20 protein-coding genes and 1 pseudogene are annotated in these 23,314 nt (G+C 69.7%); 3 read left to right on the top strand and 18 right to left on the bottom strand.

Going from position 1 to position 23,314, the window contains the following annotated elements; all coding sequences use genetic code 11:
• Nucleotides 1-4: 4 nt before the first annotated feature.
• The 15 genes from FJV41_RS08795 to FJV41_RS08725 form a co-directional block, all read right to left on the bottom strand.
• The gene (locus tag FJV41_RS08795) at nt 5-604 is read right to left on the bottom strand and encodes a chemotaxis protein CheC (RefSeq protein WP_141641982.1); all 600 of its coding nucleotides are present in this window, start codon (nt 602-604) and stop codon (nt 5-7) included.
• Nucleotides 601-3,102 (bottom strand): chemotaxis protein CheA, encoded by a 2,502-nt coding sequence (locus tag FJV41_RS08790; protein WP_141641981.1) that lies wholly within the window; start codon nt 3,100-3,102, stop codon nt 601-603. Before FJV41_RS08790 ends, FJV41_RS08795 begins: the two co-directional genes overlap by 4 nt.
• A 50-nt stretch (nt 3,103-3,152) precedes the next feature.
• Nucleotides 3,153-3,521: a response regulator gene (locus FJV41_RS08785; RefSeq protein WP_015352829.1), complete on the bottom strand. Its 369-nt coding sequence runs from the start codon at nt 3,519-3,521 to the stop codon at nt 3,153-3,155.
• Between the two features lie 75 nt (nt 3,522-3,596).
• Nucleotides 3,597-4,019, bottom strand: coding sequence for a chemotaxis protein CheW (locus FJV41_RS08780; RefSeq protein WP_141641980.1), 423 nt, complete (start codon nt 4,017-4,019; stop codon nt 3,597-3,599).
• A gap of 15 nt (nt 4,020-4,034) precedes the next feature.
• Nucleotides 4,035-4,637 (bottom strand): MmcQ/YjbR family DNA-binding protein, encoded by a 603-nt coding sequence (locus FJV41_RS08775; RefSeq protein WP_141641979.1) that lies wholly within the window; start codon nt 4,635-4,637, stop codon nt 4,035-4,037.
• Nucleotides 4,634-5,959, bottom strand: coding sequence for a methyl-accepting chemotaxis protein (locus tag FJV41_RS08770; RefSeq protein ID WP_217439534.1), 1,326 nt, complete (start codon nt 5,957-5,959; stop codon nt 4,634-4,636). Before FJV41_RS08770 ends, FJV41_RS08775 begins: the two co-directional genes overlap by 4 nt.
• 133 nt (nt 5,960-6,092) lie before the next feature.
• Nucleotides 6,093-7,025, bottom strand: coding sequence for a thiamine-phosphate kinase (gene thiL, locus FJV41_RS08765; protein ID WP_141641977.1), 933 nt, complete (start codon nt 7,023-7,025; stop codon nt 6,093-6,095).
• A 56-nt stretch (nt 7,026-7,081) separates the two neighbouring features.
• Nucleotides 7,082-8,611: a hypothetical protein gene (locus FJV41_RS08760; protein ID WP_141641976.1), complete on the bottom strand. Its 1,530-nt coding sequence runs from the start codon at nt 8,609-8,611 to the stop codon at nt 7,082-7,084.
• Nucleotides 8,612-8,750: 139 nt separating this feature from the next.
• A complete protein-coding gene (locus FJV41_RS08755) occupies nt 8,751-10,649 on the bottom strand; it encodes a Hint domain-containing protein (RefSeq protein WP_141641975.1) in 1,899 nt (632 codons plus the stop codon).
• A 221-nt stretch (nt 10,650-10,870) separates the two neighbouring features.
• Complete coding sequence (locus FJV41_RS08750) at nt 10,871-12,484, bottom strand: hypothetical protein (RefSeq protein ID WP_141641974.1); 1,614 nt, start codon at nt 12,482-12,484, stop codon at nt 10,871-10,873.
• Between the two features lie 316 nt (nt 12,485-12,800).
• Complete coding sequence (locus tag FJV41_RS08745) at nt 12,801-13,823, bottom strand: hypothetical protein (protein ID WP_141641973.1); 1,023 nt, start codon at nt 13,821-13,823, stop codon at nt 12,801-12,803.
• Nucleotides 13,824-13,911: 88 nt separating this feature from the next.
• On the bottom strand, nt 13,912-14,394 hold the full coding sequence (locus tag FJV41_RS08740) for an SRPBCC domain-containing protein (protein WP_141641972.1): 483 nt from the start codon (nt 14,392-14,394) through the stop codon (nt 13,912-13,914).
• Between the two features lie 19 nt (nt 14,395-14,413).
• Nucleotides 14,414-14,761 (bottom strand): ArsR/SmtB family transcription factor, encoded by a 348-nt coding sequence (locus tag FJV41_RS08735; RefSeq protein ID WP_141641971.1) that lies wholly within the window; start codon nt 14,759-14,761, stop codon nt 14,414-14,416.
• A gap of 16 nt (nt 14,762-14,777) precedes the next feature.
• On the bottom strand, nt 14,778-15,203 hold the full coding sequence (locus tag FJV41_RS08730; RefSeq protein ID WP_141641970.1) for a VOC family protein: 426 nt from the start codon (nt 15,201-15,203) through the stop codon (nt 14,778-14,780).
• A 145-nt stretch (nt 15,204-15,348) separates the two neighbouring features.
• Nucleotides 15,349-18,210: a serine/threonine-protein kinase gene (locus FJV41_RS08725; RefSeq protein ID WP_141641969.1), complete on the bottom strand. Its 2,862-nt coding sequence runs from the start codon at nt 18,208-18,210 to the stop codon at nt 15,349-15,351.
• Between the two features lie 26 nt (nt 18,211-18,236).
• Between FJV41_RS08725 and FJV41_RS08720 the strand changes: the two genes are divergently transcribed.
• A complete protein-coding gene (locus tag FJV41_RS08720) occupies nt 18,237-18,947 on the top strand; it encodes a sigma-70 family RNA polymerase sigma factor (protein ID WP_141641968.1) in 711 nt (236 codons plus the stop codon).
• Between the two features lie 30 nt (nt 18,948-18,977).
• Here the strand turns inward: FJV41_RS08720 and FJV41_RS08715 are convergent, their stop codons facing one another.
• The 3 genes from FJV41_RS08715 to FJV41_RS08705 form a co-directional block, all read right to left on the bottom strand.
• Nucleotides 18,978-19,565: an NYN domain-containing protein gene (locus FJV41_RS08715; protein WP_141641967.1), complete on the bottom strand. Its 588-nt coding sequence runs from the start codon at nt 19,563-19,565 to the stop codon at nt 18,978-18,980.
• Nucleotides 19,566-19,674: 109 nt separating this feature from the next.
• Nucleotides 19,675-21,186, bottom strand: coding sequence for an ATP-binding protein (locus FJV41_RS08710; protein ID WP_141641966.1), 1,512 nt, complete (start codon nt 21,184-21,186; stop codon nt 19,675-19,677).
• Nucleotides 21,183-21,902, bottom strand: a complete 720-nt coding sequence (locus tag FJV41_RS08705) for a GTP-binding protein (RefSeq protein ID WP_141641965.1) — start codon at nt 21,900-21,902, stop codon at nt 21,183-21,185. The genes FJV41_RS08710 and FJV41_RS08705 overlap by 4 nt, the downstream gene beginning before the upstream one ends.
• Before the next feature lie 287 nt (nt 21,903-22,189).
• Here FJV41_RS08705 and FJV41_RS08700 point away from each other — a divergent pair, with 287 nt between their 5' ends.
• The gene (locus tag FJV41_RS08700) at nt 22,190-22,729 is read left to right on the top strand and encodes a GNAT family N-acetyltransferase (protein WP_141641964.1); all 540 of its coding nucleotides are present in this window, start codon (nt 22,190-22,192) and stop codon (nt 22,727-22,729) included.
• 247 nt (nt 22,730-22,976) lie between these two features.
• Nucleotides 22,977-23,314 (top strand): annotated as a pseudogene (locus FJV41_RS08695) (type IV pilus twitching motility protein PilT); the annotation flags it as partial.

Below are 23,314 nucleotides of genomic sequence, written 5' to 3'. Positions count from 1 at the left end.
CGGGCTACACGCCCAGCCGCGCCAGGAGCGCCCGGGAGCTGTCCCGCTCCAGCACCAGGAGCAACTGCCCGCTCACCGGCGGAGTCGCCGCCGCCATGAAGCGCGCCTCCAGCACCACCACGCGGCCGGCGTCGCCCTCCACCTGGGACACCGCCGCGTCCACCAGCGCTCGCGCCGTGTCCCTGCGCAGCGTGGGCACCGACGGCATCAGTCGCCACGACGTCAGCTTGCCGATGGCGGACAGGCAGGCGCTCGCGACGATGTTGGCGGCCTCCGAGACCGCGCTGTCACGCTCGGCCTGCCCGGCCCCCTGCCCGCCCAGGAGCAGCGTCTCCAGCGCCGTTCCATCCGCCAGCGGCATCGCCAGCATCAACACGCCCCGCAGCGCGCCGGTGATGGAGAGCCAGGCCGCCACCGCGGGCGCGTCTCCCCCCAGCAGTCCCGCGGCGTCCGAGGGGCCGGTGAGCACCACCCGAGGGACGGACAGGTCGACCTGGCGCCCGCCCATCAGGCGGGAGAGGGCGTTGGCGGCATGGCCACAGCCGATATTGGCCACCTCGCGCAGGGCATCGAGCTGCGCGTCGCTGGGGAGGGGAAAGCTCACGCGGACAGTAACCTCGGCACATCCAGGATGAAGACCGGACGGCCGCTCCCGAGGATGGTCACACCGGAGAGTCCCGGCAACAAATCCAGCGGCCGTGACAGCGGCTTGAGCACCACTTCCTCCTGCCCCAGCAGCCGGTCCACGCCCAGCGCCACCCGGCCGGAGTCACCCTCCATCACCACGAAGGGCCGCACGCCCCGCAGCCCCGGCGACGGCACCCCGACGAGCGTGTCCAGCGCATGCACGGGCAACAGCGAGTTGCCATGCGGCAGCAGCGCCGTCTCGCGGCTGCGGCTGAGCGCGTCGCCGTCCGCCTCCGTGGCGCCCACCACCTTGGCGATGGGCAGGCCGAACACCTCGTCCCCCACCTCCACCAGCAGCAGGTGCACCACCGCCACCGTCAGCGGCAGCCGCAGCGTGAAGCGCGTGCCCCGGCCCGGTTCGCTGTCGATTTCGAGCGTGCCGCCCACGCTCTCCACCACGCGCTTGACGGCGTCCATCCCCACGCCCCGGCCGGAGATGTCCGTGATGTCCTTCGCCGTGGACACCCCTGGCAGGCACGACAGCATGAACGCTTCCCGGTCCGTCAGCCGTGTGGCGACCTCCGGAGGGAGCAGTCCGCGCGCCACCGCCGCGGCCTTCAGCTTCGCGGGGTTCATGCCCCGGCCGTCGTCCTCCAGCTCGAGGATGACGCGGTCCCTGGCGCGCTTGACGGCCACGAGCACGCGCCCGCGCGGGCCCTTCTTCGCGGCGATTCGCTCCTCGGGGGATTCGAGGCCGTGGTCGATGCAGTTGCGCAAGAGGTGCAGCAGCGGGTCCGCCAGCTCGTCGAGGATGGCGCGGTCCAGCTCGATTTCGGCGCCGGTGATGACCAGGTCGACCTCGCGCTCCTTGCGGCGGGCGATGTCGCGCGCCGCGCGGGGCAGCCGGTCGGTGATGAGCGACAGCGGCGTCATGCGCGCCGACATCACCTTGTCGTGCAGGTCCTTCACCAGCGTGTGCAGCCGGTAGACGCCCTCGTCCAGCACGGGCCGCACGTTCTCCGGCAGCACCTTGCCCACCTCGCGCAGGCGCGCCGTGGCGAGCATCAGCTCGCCCACCGTGTCGAGGAAGTAGTCGAGCAGCTCCGTGCGCACGCGCACCGTGCGCGCCGAGGAGTCTCCCGTCGCACGGCCCCCCTCGGCCGTCGTCGTGGGGACGACCACCGGCACGGGGACGGCCACGGCCAGCTTCACCGAGACGACGTCGACCTCCGCCACGTTCTTGAGCGAGGACTGGATGCCCGCCTCGCCCACGGACGTCTCCAGCTCCAGCTGGATGTAGCCGTCCGGGATGCGCCCGGCCTTCAGCTCCTCCAGCGCGGGCCGCAGGTCCACCAGCGTGCCCAGGGTGGTGAGCCGCTTGTGCACCAGGAAGGCCCGCACGCCGGGCACCTGACACGTGGGGGAGATGCGCAGCCGCACCGCCCAGCGCTGGGTGGCGCGGTCGTCGGGAAGCACTCCCGTGGAGGCCGCCTTGAGCGCCGTCCCCAGGTCGGCCACCAGCGTCTCGGGGAGCACGGTCGGCGTCGCCGGGGACGCCATGCCATTGCCGGAGGACGGAGGCGCGCCGATTCCCAGCACCTCCCGCACGCCTCCCACCCCGGTCTCCGGAGCCGTCAGCCGAGCTGGCGCGTCCGGCGCGACGGCGCCCGAGGCTTGAGAGCCATTGCCGGGAGTCGTGCCTTGCGAGCCCGGCCCCGGTGTTCCGCCAGACGACGTGTCCGGCGCGGGAGTCGAGCTCCCGGACGTCCCCGATGACGTACCTCCACCGGAGCCTGACTCGGGCGTGCTCGAAGGCGTGGCCCCCGTGGAGCCCGCACCACCGCTGCCCGACGAACCCGTGCCGGAGCCAGACGCGCCGCCGCTGCCCGACGAACCCGTGCCAGAGCCAGACGCACCACCGCTGCCCGACGAGCCCGAGCCGGAGCCGGACGCGCCGCCGGTGCCCGACGAACCAGAGCCGGACGCGCCGCCGCTGCCCGACGAGCCCGAGCTGGGGTCCTCTCCGTTGTCGGAGCCCTCCGGCTTGAGCACGGTGACCTTGGCGACGCGGGTGGCGGTGGGCGCATGGCCCGTCATCGCCGTGACGCGGACCCCCAGCTGCGCGAGCAGCGCCGACGCGTCATCCGGTGGGCGTCCCTCCGCGACGGCGCGAACCTGCGCCAGCAGCGTGTCCGAGGCGCTCAGCAGCAGGTCCACCAGGTCCCGGTCCAACCGGCCACGGTCCTGCCGAACGGCGTCCACCAGGTCTTCCACCCGGTGCGCGACGATGGCGATGGGCTCGAAGCCCATGGACGACGCCATGCCCTTCACCGAGTGGGCATGGCGGAACATCGAGTCCACCGCGCTCGAGGAGCCTTCGCGCTCCAACTGCACCAGGTCCCGCCCGAGCGCCTCCAGGTGCTCGGTGGCCTCCGAGATGAAGAGGCCCAGGTAGCGGGACATGTCCATCGTCATGGCCCGACCTCGTCAGGAAGCGTCGCGAACCCGCCCGGAGGCGATGCCGCTCACGCCTCTCCCAGGACCTTCTTCACCACGGCCAGCACATCCTCGGCCCGGAACGGCTTGACGATGAAGTCCGAGGCACCCGCCTCGATGGCCTCCATCACCAGGCTCTCCTGCCCGAGCGCGGAGCACATGATGACCACCGCGCTGCTGTCGTGCTTGATGATCTCCCGCGTGGCCTCGATGCCGCTCTTGAAGGGCATCACGATGTCCATCGTGGTGAGGTCAGGCTTGAGCTCCTTGTACTTCTCCACGGCTTCCAGACCGTTGGCCGCTTCGCCGACGACCTCGAACCCTCCAGACGCGAAGATGTCCTTGATCATGTTGCGCATGAAGATGGCATCGTCGACGACCAGGACCCGCTTAGCCATGTGAAGAACTCCGCCTCCGAATCGCCTAGCCTAGAGGAGCGCGGACACTATCACCCGCGCTTTCCAGGGGGCTACTCACTTGGAATGGGTGAACAAGGCAACCACCGCGGCGTCCAGTCCCTCTGGATCCAGCACGGTCACTCCCAGCCCGCCCAGCCGAGCAACGCCACGGATGGCCGGCGTCGACTTGCCCGGTGCCGTGCTCACCCGCTCCACCGCCTCGATTCCATCCACGTCCGTCACCAACAGTCCCAGATCCCTCCGGCCCCGGTCCAGAAGAACCACGCGGGACGGCGGCGTGGCACCGTCCGGCAACCCCAGGAGCTGACGCAGCTCCACCACCGTCACCACCCGGCCCCGCAGGTTCATCACCCCCGTTATCGCCGGGGGCGCGCGCGGAACCCGCGTGAACTTCTCCGGGGGAACCACGACCTCCCGCACCGCCGACAGCGGCAGCCCGTAGCGTTCTTTCTCCACCCGGAAGATGACGTGCCGCACAGAGGTCGTGTTGTATCAGCTTTGCTTTGAGCGGGACGCGGTGGCGCGCCGCGCCGTGCGGGGCTTCTTCACCCCAGGCGCCGCCTTCTTCGCCACCGTTTTCCTGGCGGCCGGCGTGGATTTCTTCGCGGCCGGCGCGACTTTCTTCGCGACCGACGTGGGCTTCTTCCCGACCGACACGGCCTTCTTCCTGGCCGGGGTGGACTTCTTCACCTGGGACGAACGCGGCGGCTTGCCACCGTCCACGGCGTCGAGCACCGCCTTGGGCGCCACGGCGCGGAAGCTCTCGTGAACCCACAGGGACAACAGCTCCACCGGGGCCACCTCACCGGGGGCGAAGCGCGCCGTCACCCAGCCGCTCTTGCCCAGGCCGTAGCCGGTGGGTTCGGCGAAGGGGAGCATCAGCGCCGCCTCGTGGGACTGGGGCAGCTTGGTGGTGACGGTCAGCCCCTGCTCGTCCAGGACGAGGACGGCGAACATCTTCCCCCGCACCTTGGCCGTGCGGTGTCCCCACGGAAACTCCTCGGTGACGTGGGGAAACGCCAGCATGACCTCGCGCAGACGGACTTCCACGGCGCGCAGGGCGGCATCGGACGACGAAGCGGAGGACTTGCTCATGGCCCCAGACGGAAGCTGCGCACCACGCTCTGCAGCTCGACGGACAGGTTGGTCAGCTCGCTGGCCAGCGACGTCATGCGCGACACGGCGGCCGTCTGCTCCTGGATGACGGACTGGATGGCCTCCGTGGACGCGGCGTTGTTGCGCGCCACCAGCTTGATTTCCTCGATGGCCTTCACCATCTCCTCGCTGCCCTTGTGCTGCTCGCGGGTGCTCTCGGAGATGAGGTGCACCTTCTCCGAACCCTTGCGGATGGTGTCGGTGATGGCGCCCATGCTGCGCACGATGTTGGTGAGGTCCTCGCGGCCCTCGGCCAGCTCCGCGATGCCTTCCTTCATGGCGCTCACCACGGAGGTGGACTGACCGGAGATGTCCCGCGCCAGCTTCGAAATCTGCTCGGCGGAACGGCCCGCGCTCTCCGCCAGCTTGCGCACCTCGTCGGCCACCACCGCGAAGCCGCGGCCGTACTCACCCGCGCGCGCCGCTTCAATCGTCGCGTTGAGCGCCAGGAGGTTGGTCTGCTGCGCCACCTGGGTGATGGCGTCGACAATCTTCGAAATCTCCTGCGTCTTCTCGCCGAAGGCGAACACCTGCTGGCTGGCGGATTCGATTCGGTTGAAGACCTTCTTCACCTTGTCGCCGGCCAGCCGCGCCGCCTTGGAGCCGTCCTCCGCCGCGCTGCTCGTCTCCGCCGTGGTCCGCGCCGCGTCCTCCGCGCTGCCCGTCGCGCGCTGGATGCTGCTGGCCATCTCCGTGATGACCTTGGACGCCTTGGACACCAGCTGCGACTGCGACTCCGCGCCCCCGGCGATGATGTTCATCGACGAGCCCACTTCCTCCGTGGACCCGTTGACGTTCTCCGCCGAGCGCTGCAGGTCGATGGCGGTGTCCGCCACGCTCTTGGCCGTCTCCTGAATCTTGCCCACCAGCTCCCGCAGGTTCTCCTGCATGCGGATGATGGCGCCCGTCAGCTCGTCGATTTCGTCGCGCGTGCGGCCACCCTCGGCGGCCACCGGCTTGGACAGGTCTCCCTGCGAAATCTCATAGGCGGAGCGGCTGAGCACCTTCACGCGGGTGATGCGCACCAACCAGGAAGGCAGCAGGAACGCCGCGGTGAGGGTGAGCAGGAGCCCCACGCCCAGCCGCACTCCGTCCTTCCACGCCGCGAGCTGGGGGAACACGTCCTTGAAGAGCGCGTCCGCCAGGAACATCCAGCCGATGAGCACCAGCCCCAGCATGACGTAGCCATTGAAGATGACCTGGCGGAGGGAGACCTCTTTGGTCGCACGGGGACCCTCCACGGCGCGAAGGAGCCGCTGCATGGGCTCGCGGCGAGGGGTCAGGCCAGGGGCAGTGTCGTCACGTAGGGGACGGCGCACGGGATGCTTTCGGGGGTGGTGCGGAAGCGCCTTGGGTTTAGCCTTGCTGTCGGACAGGGTCAATCCACCTGGGATGCTACCGGAAGTGGTCGAACCCGCCCGGCCGGCGCACCGCGCGTCCCGCTTCATCGTGGATCACCCACCCCGCGCCCTCTGACAGCACGCCCACGCGCGTGACGACGTGCCCGCCGCGAGCACACGCCCGCTCGAATGCCCGCCCGCGCCCCGGTGCCACCGCCAGCAAGAGCTCGTAGTCCTCGCCTCCCGCCAGCGCCCCTTCCGGCCCCAGCTCCCGCCGCACCGCCGCGGACATGGGCAGACGCGCCAGCTCCACCACCGCCCGCACTCCCGATGCGGTGCACAGGTGACCCAGGTCTTGTGCAAGCCCATCGGAAACATCCAGCGCAGCGGACGCAAAGCGCGAGGCGAGCTGGCCCAGGGCCACGCGCGGCACGGGCCGGCGCTGGCGGCGAACGGCGGCGCCGCGTTTCAAACCGGCCTTCAAGTGGGCAAGGCCGAGCCTCGCGTCGCCCAGCGTGCCGGACACATAGAGCCAGTCCCCGGGCCGGGCGCCCGAGCGGGTGAGCGGTGGACGTGACAGCTCGCCCGTGGCGGTGATTGTGACGGACAGCTCGCGCGCGGAGGTGAAGTTGCCGCCCACCAGGTCCACGCGGTGCTCGCGCGCCAGCGCGGCCATGCCCCGGGCGATTCCAGACAGGTGGGCCGCGGGGAAGTCCCGAGGCAGCGCGAGCGCGCAGACGAACCAGCGCGGCGTGGCGCCCATGGCGGCCACGTCGGAGAGGTTCACCGCCAGGGCCTTGTGGCCGATGTCCGCCGGGGAGAAGCCCGCGCGGGTGAAGTGCACGTCCTCCACCACGGCGTCGGTGGTGACACACAGCGCGCCGCGCGACGGCGCGAGCACCGCGCAGTCATCGCCCGGCCCCACCGGCACGCGGGCCTTGGGGAAGTGGTGCAGGAAGCGGCGGATGAAGTCGAACTCACCAGGCATCGGCCCGGCAGGAAAGACCAGCCGCCGCTTCCAGGCAACGCGCGCGTGCGCGGCGGCTACTGGAACACGCTGACGCCCAGGCCCGGCACCTCGCCGCCGTGCAGCCACGTGGCCACGCCCACGCCCGTGGGGCTCACGGAGAGCCGGGGGAAGCCACTCTGCGCGGACGGCGCCGTGTCGAGCAGCAGCGCCCTGCCCCACCCCTGGCTGGCGGTGTAGCGGCTCGTCGCGACGCGATGGCCGCCCTCCAGTTCGTGCGACCACACCACGAGCGCCTGGTTGCGGCTCAGGGACACCACCTGCGGGTCCTTGGCGTGTCCCAGCGTCAGGGGCTGCGCGTCCACGTCCCGCCGCTCGCGGAAGCCGTACGTCGCGAAGTCATAGGACTGGGCGGACAGCCGGGTGAAGGAGGCACGGGCGCGGGGCCAGACCACCATGGCCCGTCCGCCCTGCTCCTGGCTGGCCTGGGCCGCGCCAGAGCTGCCCAGCGCTTCCTCCACTCGCTGCGCCTCGCCCCAGCCGGTGCCGGGCACGAAGGGCCGCGCCCACAGCTCCACGTTCACCCCGCCCAGTTCGCTCCACAGCGCGAGCACCGCGCCGCCCGGGCCCGCGAGCGGCTCCGCGTAGAAGCTGTCCACGCCGTCCGGACTGGTGCGCTCCGCGGCGCTCCACCCCTCGGCGGGCGTCCACCGGCTGAACCAGGCCATGCCAATGCCTTCCATCTCGTCGAACCGGTACCAGCCCACCACCGCGTGGCCGTCACCGCTGACGGACACCTGCGGCTCCAGGGAGAAGCCCGGCACCGGCGTGTCGATGCGGCGCGCGTCCTCGAAGCCCGTCTCGGGCGAGCCCCGCGTCACCCAGACATTCTCGCTGAGCGTGTCCCCGTCGAACTGCGTCCACACCGCCGTGACGGTGCCCGCCGCGTCGCGAGAGACCTCCAGGTACGTCGCGTCTCCCAGCGAGCGCGACAACACGCGGTCCGGCTTGCTCCACCCCTCCCCCGGCGCGTGGCGGGAGTACCAGAGCTGCGCCGCCCCGGAGCCTTCGCTCTGCAGCCACACCGCGAGCGAGCGCCCCTGCGTGTCGGCGACCACCTGCGGCTGACGCACCCGAAGCGCGTCTTCCGGGAACTCGCGCGACAGGCCCACCGTCTCGGCGGGAGTCCAGCCCGTCTGGGGCACGTACTCACTGAACCAGAGCCGCTCGTCGAGGCCGTCCTTCTCCGTCCACACCGTCACCGCGCGGCCATCGTCGGCCACCGCCACCCGGGGCGTCGCCACCTGCAGGCCCGGCGTGCCCATCAAACAGGGTGAAGCCCACCAGGCCCGGCTCTCCACGCCTGGCTCACCGGGGTCCTGGGCGCGCGCGAAGGCCGTCATCGTGGCGAGGTTGCGGCGCGCAAGCCACGCCTGGGGCAGCGGGCGCGCGCGCACCAGCAGGGGCGCCTGACCCGGCACGGGCTCCTGGGCGGCGGGGCGCTCCGGACAGAAGTTCGGAGGAGGCGGCGTCGGCGGGTCTTCCCCGCAGGCCGACACTCCCAGACCCATCACCACCAGCACGCTCACGACGACCGTGTTTCGCATCCGCCCTCCTGCCACTGCCGGTTGGACTGTTGACTCGATAAACAGACGCCCCACCGTCGGACGAGCCGTCGGTGGGGCGCCGGGTCCGGGCCTCTTCAAGGGAAGAAGCCCGGAAGCTCTTTCACCGCGAGCAGCCGCTTTAGCGCTGGCCGGCCACGAACGACGCGGAGCGCGCGTAGTCCTGGTGCCACGAGGCCGGCAGACGCTCCAGCACCGGGCGGGAGTCGGCCACGGGCGCCGTCAGCTCGCCCTGCATCGCGTTGTCGCCCACGCGGAAGCCGTTGGCGAACAGCGTGTTGGAGCCCTTGCCCGCGCGCGCCAGCTCCTCCTTGGTGCCCAGGTTGAAGTTGAAGACCTTGCCCGCGTACTTCTCACGGGTGACGGAGGTCAGCGTGGCCACGCCGTCGCGGGTGCTGACGCGGTCGGCGACCTTCAGCGTGCCAGCGGCCACGGCCTTGCCGTCCGCCATGATGACGGGGTGCCTGTCGGTGAGGCTGACCGCGTGGCCCTTGTCGTCACGCAGGTTCACCATCGGCTCCACTTCGCCACCCGTCTGCACGTCGGTCACCGTCAGCGTCTCGCCCTTGGCGTTCGTCACGATGCGGGCGCCGCGCTTGACGTCCTCCACGTTGGCGATGGTGCCGTCGGCGAGCACCACCTTCGTGCCCTCGGCCATGCAGCTGTTGTAGACCATGACGCCATAGCGATAGCGCGCGTCGCTCAGCATGCGCACCGTCACCGTGGCCACCGTGTTCGCCGGGGTGCCGCAGTTCACCTTGGTGCTCACCGTGATGACGTACTCCACCGCCTGGTTGAGGACCGTCTGGGTGCTGCAGTTCTCCGTACCGGTGCCGGCGATGGACGTCTCACGCGACAGGTCCGCCAGCAGCTTGACGGTGGCCGTCTGGCTGTTGATGGAGCTGGTCAGCGAGGGGACCAGGTCCGCCTGGCTCATGCACGTGCCGCCCGTGACGGGCTTCACCATGCGCACCTTGGAGCCCGGGAGGATCTCCTTGATGAGGCAGGCGACGCCGTTCTTGCTGCCCGCGTTGAAGGTGAACTTGGTGGGGATGTAGATGTGCGTGAAGTTCCAGGGCGCCGTCACCGGGAAGTTGTTGGCCGCGTCACCCACCCAGCTGGTGGTGACGGCCGTGTTGCGCAGCGCGATGCTCGCCGGCGTGCTGCCGCCCGAGGGAGCCAGCGTGGCGCCCACCGCGGCGTAGTCACAGTCGATGCCGCCGCGCATCTGGCACAGCTCCGTGTTGAGCTTCATGCTCGTGGGAACCGACAGCCGCGGGTGCTCCAGCGACAGGTCCGCGCCGCCCGTCGTCGTGCTGGACTGGCCGCGCACGAAGGTGACGACCTCCTCGCCGGTGTTCTCGTTCATGGCGATCATCATCGAGTCGAGGATGACCTGCCGGTCCTGGTTCACCGGGATGGCCGGCCGGACGATGACGTCGTCGAAGCTCTGGCCGGCGGCGTACTCCTCACCGGACGCCGAGTCGACCACGGCGGTGTCCGTCTCCGCGTTGTTCGCGTTGAAGGCCACGATGTCTGTGTACACGTAGCTGGCGCCGTTGAGACACGCGGCCCAGGGGTTGCTCTCGTAGACGCGCACCGCGCCGGCGGTGACGCCGCGGGTCAGGTTGAGGAAGTGGTCACAGCCCCAGTTGTTCACCAGGGACGCGCCTTCCGCCTCCTTGCCAGAGGCCTTGAGCGCCAGGGCCTTCTCGCGCGCCAGTCCCAGCCGCTGGAACAGCTTGGGCGAGTTGGTGGCCGTCTTGCCGGAGCCACGCAGGCGGTTCATCACGAAGCGGTACTGGCCCGGGTCCGCCAGGTCGATGGCAACGGCTTCACCCGTCGCGCCCCGGGACTTCTCCTCCAGGACACGGCGCATGTACTGCGAGTCCTCCACCAGGGTCGCGCGGTCCAACCCCCGGTCCGGGGAGCGCAACGGCCCGGCCCAGGCTGACGTCGCGAGCGCGACGAGCGGCAGGGCCGCGGAAACAGGCACCGAGAAACGCGAGTACGGCTTCATTTGTAACCCCCTCTGCTGCAGTGGACTGCCTTTGCCAACGACAACCACAACGCATCCGATGACTTCTCTTGAGACGGGCCCCCTCCTCACCAACGAGGAGAGAGCCCTTGACCCCCTGGGCATGGGGCACCTGCCCATGCCCGCTCACGACGGGACTGCTCGGCGCCCCGGCGGACGTGGGGGTGCGACGACCGCCAACCGGGACACCGGAAGACTCCGCGCTACAGCGCGTTGCAGGACAGACCGCAGACGTCCTGGGCCTGGTCCACGCAGATGACGTCCCAGCTGCCCGTGCAGCAGAACGGGTCGCCTTCGCACACGGACGCCGCGCACGGCGAGCAGTGCGTCGCGATGGGATTGCCCGGGTTGCACACGTTGTGGCACGGGCGCGGACGGCTGAGATACTCCTCGAAGACCGCCTTGCGGTGCGGCAGGAAGACGTTCTCCAGCGCCGGGGAGATGCGGAAGCGCGTGCCCTCCGGCCCCGCCTCCGTCAGTTCGCTGATGTGGGTGAAGCCCAGCGAGTTGGGCCACGTCAGGCCGCCGCCCAGGCCGTTGCTGTTGCTCAGGTCGTGGCAGCCGGCGCAGGACAGCGCCTTGGCGCGGTTGACGATGTTGACCGGCGTCAGCGTGCTGCCGATGCGGTCCAGCTCGCCCTGAATCAGCGTGCGCAGCGCGGACGCGTTGTTGCCGAACTGGCCGGTGTAGTTGTTCTCCCCGCCCTGGGCATCGCTCTGGCCGCCGTTGAACTGGTCCTGGACGTCCATGTTGAAGAGGTTGATGTCGTTGCGGGCCAGCGCCTCCACCTGGGTCGCGAAGAAGAAGCGGAAGTCCGCGGCGCGAGCGTGGGTGGAGTTCGGGTTGAACAGCCCACCGAACGGGTTCACCTTGTCCGTGGAGATGATGGCCTTGAGCGAGGTGCAGGTGCCCGAGGCGCAGGTCTTCTGCAGCTTGAACTCACGCAGGAGCCAGTTGCTCTGCATGAACTGGTTGGTGCGAATCTGGCCCGCGATGGTGGCCGGGTCCGCGCCGTAGTTGTCGATGTGGACGACGGGACGGAAGCCCGGCAGGCCCGTGAAGTAGAAGTTGCGCAGCTGCTGGGTGCGCGACGCGGGGTCCGCGTTGGCCGTCAGCCGGTGCCAGAACTCCGCCACGGGGAGGCAGCCATCCAGCCCCTCTTCCGGGTGGGGGTTGGGCAGCACGGCCTCGAAGATGATGAAGTTGCGCGACAGGATGTTCGTCTCGCCCGACTTGCGCGCGAAGATGATGCGGTACTCGCCGCAGTTGGCGCCGTCCGCGGGCGCCAGGTCGAAGCGGTTGAACAGGCCCACCGCCTTGTAGGCGTTGGCGGAAGCCGGGTTGGTGAACGGGTCCTGGGAGGCCTGCGAGCCTTCCTGGGTCCGGCACTGGTACGGGAAGCTGTTGAAGACCGGCTGACCACTGGAGGTCAGGTCATTGCAGTGCTGGCCCTGATTGAGTCCCGGCCGCGCGTTCTGCGTGTCCCAGAGCTGGCGGTAGATGGCCAGGCCCGTCAGGCCCGCGACCCCGCTCTGCGCGGCCAGCTGGTCGAACACCTCCCGCATGGAGAAGTTGTTGACGATGGCCGTCTCCGTCACGATGAGCGAGCGGAACGTGTTCACCGTCACCGTGGCCATCTGGGACTTGTCACCGGACTCGTGCAGCAGGCCGATACCGCCACGCTCGGAGTGCAGTGGAGCGGTCCGCGCGGGCGGGGCCTCCTCCGGCGCCTCCAGCAAGTCCTCCTGCGTGCTACAGCCCGCAAGAGCCAGAATCGATGCAAAAGCAAGACACGAGCGCCGCACGCGCTTGTCCATGTGCTCCCCCTCTTCGAATTGACACAGCTGGTTTCACCGCTTCTGTGCAGCGCGCGCCCTTATGAAGCATTCAACAAATAATTACAAGACATAATCGGAATTACCACAATACCCACATAAGCCAGTTCATGCGTACACACATAAGTATTCCCCACGATACGCGAGCCTTTGACCCTGGGTGCGTCAAGACTGCACACCCCTCGCGTCCGGGCGGTACGCCGGGCGCGTCCTCCCGGCACGCGGGAGGATGCGAGACAAAGACAATGTCGCGTTCAATCCGTACGCACCGGTGCGTCTCACCGGTACGCAAGGAATGTCACTGAAGCTCCATGGGACAGGCGGGGAGCATGTCGTTCTCCGGGGTGCGCACCACGTTCTGCGTCAGGCACATGGGCCGACAGGTCCCCCCGATGCAGTAGTCCCCTTGCGCGCAGCACCCGCCGTTGCAGAGCACCCCATTGGGGCAGCACACCCGGTCGCCGCCGTAGCAGGCCCCGCCGTAGCAGGCATCCCCCTGGGTGCAGGAGTCGCCGTCGTTGCACGCCGTGCCCGCCGGCCGCGCCGCGTAGCCACACGCGCCCGTGGCGGGGTTGCAGGTGCCGGGGCTGGCGTAACAGGTGCCGGGCGCGCTGTTGCAGCTCACCGTCGTCCCCACACAGCTCCCCGTCGCCCCACACTTGTCGTTGAGGGTGCAAGCATTGCCGTCGTTGCAGACGGCGCCGGCGGTCAACGGCGTGTAGACACACGTCGCCCCCGAGCAGCTCCCATAGGGGGAGAAGCAGGGCCCCGGTGGGGTGTTGCAGGGGCCGCAGGTGGACTCCACGACGAGGATGTTGAGCATGAAGCGGCCGCAGGAGCCGTTCTTCCCATCCACGGTGATGCGCACCTCCTGGTTGCGCGCCAGGTTGAGGATGGCGGAGGACGTGAGCGTGGAGGCCGAGGCGTTGTCGTTGCAGCCCAGCGAGGCACTGCTGTGCCAGTCCGTCACCTGCACCACCGTGTCGTAGTCGGTGGTGTCGAGCGGGTCCGTGACGAAGGTGTAGCTGCCGTCATACGGGGCGATGAAGTGGAAGCTCAGGTCAGGTCCGCTGCCACCGCCGCAGGCGGGCGTCACCTCGTTCGCCGCCCCGCAAGTGCGGCCCACCGCCACGCCTCGGCCCACGCGCAGCCGCAGGTCCACGTAGGAAGACGTGACCACGCGGGCCTCCTGGGTGACCAGGCTCTCCGGGGCCACCGGCTCCGCGCCGGCTCCACCCCCGGGGGACTGTGTGCAGCCCAGCCCCAGCAGCAGCACCCAAAGAAAGACACCGTTCCAGTGTCGATACTTGTTCTCCGCCATGACTGTCCCCCCTGCGTTCAACTCCCAACAGCATACACACTCACAGTGGGTATTACTATAATTCTACGACAGGGCGGTTTTCAGGCAGTCATTCAACGCGGGGAGTCGCCTGGGAGCGCAGGCTGGTGGCGAGTCCTCCCCACCACATCCCCATCATCGCGAGGAAGGCCGGGACGTCCTGGCCATGGCGGACGGGGTGGTCCGGACGGAGCGCCTCCCAGCCCCGGTGCTCCAGGACGACCCGGGTGCCGCCCTGGGAGGGCTCGAAGCGGACGTCCACCTGGGTGAGTTCGCCCGGGGCGAAGTTGCGTCCGCGCCACTCGAAGCAGAGCCGCGCGCCGGGCTCCCACGTCAGCACGCGGCCAATCTCGAAGGTGCCGGCGCCGTCCTCTTCGATCAAGCGGCCTCCGGCGCCTCCCTCGAAGCGCACCACGCTGTCGGCCGCGTGGGAGCCCCGGAAGCGTGGCCCGCGCCGCCACCAGAGGTTGGTCTCCTCGGTGAAGACGGTGAAGGCGACCCCTGGCTCCACCTCCAGGAAGGTCGTCACGCGGGCAATCTGCTCGGTCGTCATGTCGGGCCTCGCGAGGGACTCATGGCCGCTTCTTCGCGCGCGTGCGCTCGGCGTGTTCCTTGAACGACTGGAGCTGCTCGCCCCAGAAGGCCTCCACCTCATCGAGCCACGCGCGCAGCTCCGAGAAGCGCTCCGGCCTCAGCCGGTACAGCTTGACGCGAGCGTCGTCCTCCACGGCGTCCTCCTGGACGAGCCCCGTCTTGCGCAGGACACGCAGGTGCCGGCTCATGGCGGGGGGAGACATGTCGAAGGCGGCGGCCAGCTCTCCGGCGCGAAGGGGCTGCTCGCGCAGCAGGTCGATGACCCCACGGCGGGTGGGGTCGGCCAGGGCGGCGAAGGTGTCGTCGAGACGTCGGGCGGCTCCCATGGTGTGCTTTCGGGGCTCAGCCCTTCATGCGCTGGGCGAACCACCACGCGTGGCCCTCCAGGTCCTCCGCGCCGTAGCCCCGGTCCGTCCAGTAGTCGTCGCCGTAGTTCGTCGTCTCCGGCTCCCGGGTGATTTTCGCGCCCGCGGCCTTCGCCCGCGCGCAGTGCGCGTCCACGTCATCCACGTAGAGCATGAGGTAGGCGGCGCTGGTGCCTCCCGCCGCGGTCGGCGTGCGCCCCGGGTACTTCGCGCTGAGCGAGCTCAACATGATGACGCCCTCGCCGAAGACGAGTTCGGAGTGGACGATGACGCCCGGCCCTCCCTCCACCTTCAGCCGCGTCTGGAAGCCAAAGGCCCGCTCCAGCCAGTCGATGGCGGCCGGAGCATTCACGTAGAACAGCCCGGGGGTGATGCGCGCACAGCCCTCTGGAATCTTCTTCATGGCGGGTCTCCTGGCAACGAACTTCATTGCCTCCATGGGCAATATTTAACGCTGACGTTAACCATCTGCAAGCGCGAAGGACGCGTCCCCGCCGGGCGAGGAAGCGGCCATCGTCAGGACGGCGGGCTGCCGGGGCTCCAGGGGCTCAGCGGGCCGCGAGCCACGCCTCGACCTCGCGGGTCTCCTTCTCGCGGGCCTTGGGGAAGCGCCGGTAGACCTCCAGCGTCGTCTTCGCGAGTTCCTGGGAGCGGGCCCGCTCCTGGGGCGAGCCCACGAGGGCACGTGCGAGCAGGAAGCGCATGTCGGCCAGGATGAGTTCGTCCGAGCCGAAGGACTTCTCCTCATAGACGGCCAGGGAGCGCTCCAGGAGGGGGCGGGCCTTGTGCGGCTGTTTCATCGACAGGAAGGTCTCGGCGACGAGCCCGCGGTCGTAGGCGGCTTCGAGGGAATCGGGGCCCAGTGCCTTCTCGCGAATCGCCAGGGCACGCTCGTGGAGCGCGAGCGCCTCGTCGTGGCGACCCAGGTCGCGCAGAACCTGCCCCATGCCGGCCAGGGAGCTGGCGACCTGGGGATGGCCAGGACCGAGGAGCTTCTCGCGCAACGCCACCGCGCGGCGGTAGTGCTCCACGGACTCTTCTTCTTGTCCTCCCACGTGGCGGAGCATGTTGGCGATGTTGTGCAGCGCCGACGCCACGACCGGCGACTCCGCGCCATGCGAGCCCGTGTAGATGTCCAGCGCCCGCCGCTGATGCCCCAGCGCATCCTGGTACCGGTCCAGATACGTCTCTTGGACGGCCAGCGCCTGGAGGACAACAGCCACGTCCGGATGATTCGGTCCGAAGTGCGCCGTGTAGCGCTCCAGCGCCTCGCGCAGGAGCGCGGCGGACTCCGAGAAGCGCCCCGCGTAGCTGAGCATGGTCCCGGCGGTCAGCACGGGTGTGGCGAGCCGGGGATCCGTTGGCGGATATCTCTTCCGGGCCAACTCCAGGGCACGCAGCCCCTGGGCAACGGCCTCCGGAAGCTTTCCTTTCGCCTGCAGGAAGCTGGCGAGGTTGGTGGCCAGGGTGACCTCCAGAAAAACGTCTCCCCCGAGCCGCTGGACAGCGGCCGCGGCATGACTGGCGTACTGGTCCTCCGGATCCGGCTTCTCCTGGCGGCTGGCCACCCGCAGCAGCGAGACCCAGCCATCCGCGACGTGCCAGTCCAGCCCGGCCGCCTGGGCGGTCTGGATGTGCTTGTGAATCGTCTGGACCGCCTTTTTATCCCGGGCTCCCGCCTGGGCCTGCGCCAGGACGCTCAGCATTTCCACCTGCAGGGGCGGATAATCCAGTCCCTCGGCTCTCGCGGGCAGCGTGGAGGCCAGCTCCAGCGCGGGCTTGGGCTGCCCAGCGTGCAGCCGGGCGCGCACCGTGGCGAAGTCCTTCTGCAGCGCCTCCAGCTTGCGACGGGCCTCCGGGTCCTTCGGTGGGGGACGCGAGGCGGTGAGCGTGCGGACGTCGGAGCAGCGAGCGATGTCCTCCAGCGAGCCCACCGCGCGCGCCGCGTTCTGGAGCACCGCCGCGTCCGCCGACGTCAGCACGGCCACCAGCGCGGAGGCGTCCTTGCGCCGCTGGTCCAGGCACAGCAACTGCCGCTCGAACATCGCCTCCGTCTGTCGTCCGTGGACGTGCGTGTCCTCGCACGCCTGCCTCGACACCGTCATCCAATCACGCGCGTAGACATCCAGCGTCTGTTCCACCACCCGCCACGTGTCCGCCGCAAAGGGAAGATTGCCCTTGAACACCGCTGTCCGCACGCTCTCCCGCGCCTTCGCATCCCAGACGCCGTTGAAGGCGCCAGGGTCATCCGCGCACAGCGTGGGTCTCGTGGAGACGAAGACGCCCGCCCCCATCGCCATGAGCAGCACCGCCGCGGCGGCGCCCATGAGCAGCTTCTGCCTGCGCGAGCGAGGCTCCTGCCGCAGGGCCCGCAGCAGCACCTCCATGGAGGCGTGACGGTCTCCGGGGGTCGGCGACAAGCCCTTCAACACCGCGACGTGAACCCAGTCAGGGACCCCCGCCTCGCGCTGGAGGGCACGGACCTCGCGAGCGCGCTCGGCGGGCGTGACGTCCATCTGACAGGCCCGCGCGGAGGGCCTGACGCCATAGAGCGCCTCGAGGAGCGCGACGCAGAAGCTGAACTGGTCGCTGCGCGCGTCGGGCCGCTCGCCTCTCGCCTGCTCGGGGGACATGTAACCCGGCGTGCCCAGCAGCGCCCCCGTCTGGGTGAGAGACACACCGGGCACGGATGGGGCCACGAGCGCGGGCCCGGACTTCGGCGGCTCTTCGACACCTTCGTCGAGGATGCGCACGAGTCCGAAGTCGGTGATGCGAACCCGTCCCGCATTGTCGATGAGGACGTTGTCCGGCTTGAAGTCGCGGTGCACGAGTCCCGCGGCGTGCGCGGCGGCGAGCCCCTGCCCCGCTTGGAGGAACAGGCCCAGCACCTCGCGCCAGGGCATCCGTCCCGCGCGCATGCGGGCCCCCAGCGTGGTGCCCTCGACGAACTCCATCGCCAGGAAGACGCGCTCGTCGACTCGGCCGAAGTCGTGGATGGCGACGACGTTGGGATGGACGACACGCGCGGTCGCCTGGGCCTCACGCAGCAGCCGGCCCTGGGCTTCCGCGAGACGTGCGGGCTGGATGGTGTCGAAGCGCAGAATCTTGAGGGCGACGCGGCGGTCGAGCTCCGGGTCCCGCGCGGAATAGACGACACCCATGCCCCCCGAGCCAATGCGCGCCATCACCACGTAGCGACCCAGCGAGGTGCCGGGACTCAAGGGCTCCCATGGCGGTGTCGGCGAAGCCGTGGGTTGGCTCGCGTCGCCGTCCACCGAGACCACCGCCTCCGCCACCAACACTCGGCATGTGGGGCAGCCATCCAGGTGCTCCTGCACCACCGTGGCCTCTTCACCCCGCAACAATCCCCGACCGAAGGCGAGGAGGTTCTCCGTGGTGGGACATTGCATGAGTCCTCAAGGTAGGCTTCGGGTGGATGGCCAAGACACCGGACACCGAGGTCCATGAAGAGGACCTTGCGCTCGCGAGAGCCTGCGCGCACGGTGACACCGTGGCCCTGGCCGCGCTCGAGGCGCGCATCATTCCCCAGGTCCGCGTGGCCTTGAAGCGCCGTGGAGTGGACGAGACGACAACCGACGAGGCGCTCCAGGTCTTTCGCGCGCGTTTCCTCGTCGCCGACGGCGCCATGCCACCCCGCATCATGGAGTATTCCGGGCGCGGTCCGCTCTCCGCATGGCTCCGGATGACCGTGCTGCGGCTGGCCTGGGGACTGGTGAACGAGCGCAAAGGGCCGGCCCTCCCCGATGACACGCCGTTGGAGGCGCTGAGCGCCGCGCCCCACGACATGGAGCTGCAGTACCTCAAGTCCCGTTACGGGGCGGACTTCAACGCCGCCTTCCAGGAGGCGCTCGCGGGGCTGGAGCCGCGCGCGCGGACCCTGTTGCGCATGCATCTGGTGGACGGAATGGGCACCGCGCGCATCGCGGAGGCGTACGGCGTGGACCGCTCCTCGGTGAAGCGCTGGCTCGCCACCGCGCGCGAATGGCTGCTGGACCAGACCCGCACGCGCTTCGCGGCCCGCGTGGGCGCGCGCGTGCCGGAGCTGGGCAGTCTGCTCGCCCAGCTCCAGAGCCAGCTCGACCTGAGCATCCGCCGCCTGATGACGACGGAGGGAGACGCGCCATAGCGCGGCCCCCCTTTCGTGCCCGCGAGCGGACTACACGAACATCATCGGGTCGAACTCGTCCACGTTGACCGGCAGCAGCCGGGGCAGCGGGCGCTGGAACACCTTCGCGTTGAGCTCCAGGTCGACAATCTTCAGGCCCGAGGGCACCAAATCCCTGAAGCGCTGGCTGACGTACTCGCGCAGGCCGAGCACCGCCACCTGGCGCTTCTCCTCCAACATGGGCTTGAGCGCCTCGGCGAAGTCTCCGCCGTCATGGCTGGCCAGGCCCACCGCCGCCTTGGGGCGCTGGACGCGAATGGACTCCAGCAACTTGAGGATGCCCAGGTCCACCACCTTCTGGTCCTGCCGCCCGTACAGGAGCGCCACCTCGCACCCCGCGGACTTCAGCGCGCGGATGAAGCCAATCATCATGTCCGGCAGCTGCTCGCCCCGCGCGTTGAGCACCACCACGCAGCGCACGGGCGCGGGGAAGTAGCTCTCGCAGAAGGCCACCAGCCGGTCGAACTGGACGCGGTCCTGTGACTCGGGTTTGCGGCCGACAACGTTGGACACGGCCCAGTCGATGTTCTCCGCATCGATGAGCACATAGGAGGCGGCGGGGGGACGTCCGGTGAGCATGGGCGCGGACAATACGCTCGCGCGCCATTTCCAGGGGGGATTGCGTGAGCGCCGCGAGCCGCCCTGGCATGTCACGAACACCTGACGCCACCTCAGGCGACCTGACGCGTCAGAAGCGGTCCGGCCCCGGCGGCATCTCCGGCAGCGGCGCCAGCGCGGCCAGCAGGCCATGCTCCGGAATGGGCGGCTGCATGGGCAGCACCACCGTGAAGCGCGAGCCCCGTCCGAACTCGCTCTCCACGAACACCTTGCCGCCGTGGCCCTCCACCAGGCTCTTGACGATGGCCAGCCCCAGGCCCGCGCCGCCGTGCTCGCGCGTGGAGCTGCCGTCCACCTGGTAGAAGCTCTGGAAGATGCGTTCGAACTGGTCCTCGCGGATGCCCACGCCGGTGTCTTCCACGCTGACGCGATAGCCGGACATCCCCAGCGACTCCTGCGGGCCCGCTTCCGACAGCACCACCGACACCCGGCCCCCGGAGGCGGTGAACTTCAGCGCGTTGGCGAGCAGGTTCACCAGCACCTGCCGCAGCTTGTCCGCGTCCCCCGCCAGCCGGGGCCTGGGCAGGGGCGGCAGCCGCACCTCCAGCTCCACGCCCTTGCGCTGCGCCTGCGGCATGACGGAGGACACCGCCGTCTGGATGACGCCGGCCAGGTCCACGGGAGAAATCGCCAGGCGCAGCTTGCCCGCTTCAATCTGGCTCAGGTCCAGGATGGAGGAGATGAGGTTGAGCAGCGACTCACCCTTTTCGACGATGGTGCGCACGTAGAGCAGCTGCTCCGGGTTGAGCACGCCGGCCAGCCCCTCCGCCAACATCTCCGAGTAGCCGATGATGGACGCCAGGGGCGTGCGCAGCTCGTGGCTCACCGTGCCCAGGAAGGTGGACTTCAGCCGGTCCAGCTCCTTGAGGCGGGTGTTGACCTGCGCCAGGCGCGAGTTCTGCGCCTCCAGCTCCCGGTGCGTCTCCAGCATCGCCTCGATATGGAGCTGCGTCGTCAGGTACGTGCGGTGGCCGCTGGCCACCAGCGCGGCGAGCACCTGGCCAAAGTGCGTGAGCACCTGCGCCGCCGTGCGCTCGGGCGCGCGCCGCACCTTGGCCACCAGCTCCTGGGCGCGCGTCAGCTCCAGCCCGGAGATGTCCGTGAGCGTGTCGGGGAAGTCCCCCAGCTCCTCGGGCGTGAAGGGCCCCAGGATGACACGGCCCAGGAAGTCCCCCTCCCAGCGCACCGGCATCACCAGGTAGCGCAGGCCGGTGAAGCACGGCAGCGCGATGAGGCCCGCCTCCTCCGCGCCATCTCCCTGCGCCACGCGTGCGCCCTGCAGCGGGTGCACCGGGCCGTCCTTCACCCGCGCCACCGTCGCCGTGCAGCGCGTGCGGCCATCCGGGAAGGAGAAGACGTAGGCGCAGAAGTCGCCGTGGCCCACCTTCACGTCGGCCAGCTTGGTGCCTCGGGCGTCCAGCACCTTGATGCCCACGCGGTACAGCTCGCTGAAGCTCTTCACCACCTCGGAGAAGGAGGGCAGGTCCAGCATCTCGCCCAGCGACAGGCGACGCTGGAGCACCGACTCGCGGCGCGAGCCCGTGGCGCCTTCCGGTGGCGCGTTCCCCTGATAGCCGCTCATCGCCCGCCCCCCAGCTGCTCGTCGCGCCCCACCGCCGAGTAGCGGCCCGCCAGCGTGGTGCCCGACAGGTCCATCCGCCCGAAGACCTGGGAGAGGAACTCCGTCTCGGTCAGCCCCACGTTGCGCGCCAGGTGCGCCCGGGCATCCAGCCGCCGGTAGGCCGCCTGCGCCACCGCGTGGAAGGTCTCCAGCACGCCCTCGCCCTTGAGCGCCACCGCGCCCACGACGGCCTCCCCGCCGCGCTTGCGCGCCTCCTCCAGCTCCGCGTCCGTGCGCGCGTCGGGCAAATCCCGCTTGTTGAACTGGATGACGACGGGCACCTGATCCACGTCCAGGCCGTTCTCCTTCATGTTGTCCTGGAGGTTGCGCCAGTAGGCGTTGTTCTCCGCCGTCGCCCCGTGCCGACTGTCCGCGATGAACACCACCGCGTCCGCGCCCTGGAGCACGATGCGCCGGGTGGCGTTGTGGATGACCTGGCCGGGCACGGTGAAGAGCTTCACCTTCACCTTGAAGCCGGACGACGTGGAGAAGAAGACGGGCAGCAGATCGAAGAACAGCGTCCGGTCGTCGTGCGTCTCCACCGTCAGCAACCGGCCCCGCACCTCGGGGGACGCCCGGGCATGGAGCTGGCGCAGATTCGTCGTCTTCCCGCTGAGTCCGGGCCCGTAGTAGACGATCTTGAGCGTCAGCTCTCGCTGGGCGTGGTTGAGTTGCAAAGGATGGCTCGGGCAGGCGGGGTCTAGATGAGGAGGCCAGCCCTCCGTGGATGACCAGGGTTTTTATAGTGGGAAGGCGCCCCGCGCGGAAGGCCGGCTGGATGCCAGCCGTGGAAGCGATGCCCATTCTTGGAATGGGACGGGCCAGAGTCGGGTTGACCGGAATCCGCCCCTCACAACCGCGGGGGAGGCAATCTCCTCACTTGGGAAGACAATGTGCGCGGAATGACCGCGTGCACCGGTGGCGGGGGTGCGGTTAGGATCGCAGAGCGACGGAGGAGATGGCGATGACGATGAAGCAGGTGGACCCGGGCGTGGAGATGGCCCCAGCCCCGGTGCTGGAAGCGGCGGTGGGCCTCCCCAACGACCTGATGGCGGCGGTGAAGTTCACCCTGCCCACCGACGAAGACATGACGGCGGTGGCGGCCCTGCGCGCCAGCTCCGAGCCCTGGAAGAGCCGGGGTGAGACGCAGGAAGACAGCCTCAAGGCCCTGGCCCAGCTCAAGCCCTTCATCCACGTAGCGAAGCTGCAGACGCAGATCGTCGGCTACGTCACGGTGGAGCGCGACGGCCCGGTGCCCGGCGCCGCCTACCTGCGCAACATCGTGGTGAAGACGGAGCTGCGCAAGAAGGGCCTGGGCGCGGTGGTCCTGGAGCAGGCGCTCCGAGCCGCTCGGGACATGTACCGCAAGACCATTGCCCTGCGCGTGGACCCGTCCAATGCGCCCGCGGTGAGCTTCTACCGCAAGGCGGGATTCACCACCGTGGCCACGGTGGTGTCCAAGAAGTCCGGCAAGCTCCGGCTGCTGATGTCCCGCGAGCTGTAGTTCCTGGACCTGGCTGGCGGGAGGACGCTTGCCTCCCGCCGCCTTCGCTCCGAGCGGGCCTCCTGGCCCCGGAGCCCTCTCTTCAACCCTGGCGGACATGGCCCGGCCCCCTCGACAGGGTGGGTGTGGGGCCCACCGCGCTCAGCGCGGCGTGACTCCGTCCCGGGGTGGGCGCTTTTGCGTCAATGTCGACTATCCTGCGGTCCCCCGCGCTCCGCGCTCCGTCACGGCCCGAGTTCGAATCCGCATGAGACCCCTTGCAGAGCTGTTGCGCCATTTGTCGCGGCCTGGAGTGACGGAGCTGACCCTGGCCACCGGGCGCCCTCCCATGATTCGGGGCAGCAACGGCTACGAGCCGTTGGACCCCGCCGCGGTGACGACGGACGACGTCGTCCGAGCCCTCCAGGCCATGGTGGGTGTGGCGCGGGCATCCAGCGTCTCCGACGCACCCTCGAACTGGTCCGTCAACGCCAATGGACTGGGTGCCCTGTCCATCGCCGCGATGCGTCGGGGAGACCTCATGCACCTGAGGTTGTCCCGCGCGGCGGAAGTCGCGGCCAGCGCCCCGGCCGCCGTGGCCCCGCC

Source organism: Myxococcus llanfairpwllgwyngyllgogerychwyrndrobwllllantysiliogogogochensis (assembly GCF_006636215.1).
Classification (GTDB): Bacteria; Myxococcota; Myxococcia; order Myxococcales; family Myxococcaceae; genus Myxococcus; species Myxococcus llanfairpwllgwyngyllgogerychwyrndrobwllllantysiliogogogochensis.
Note: the sequence above shows the minus strand (reverse complement) of the source record. Positions and strands in the feature narration are given on the sequence as shown.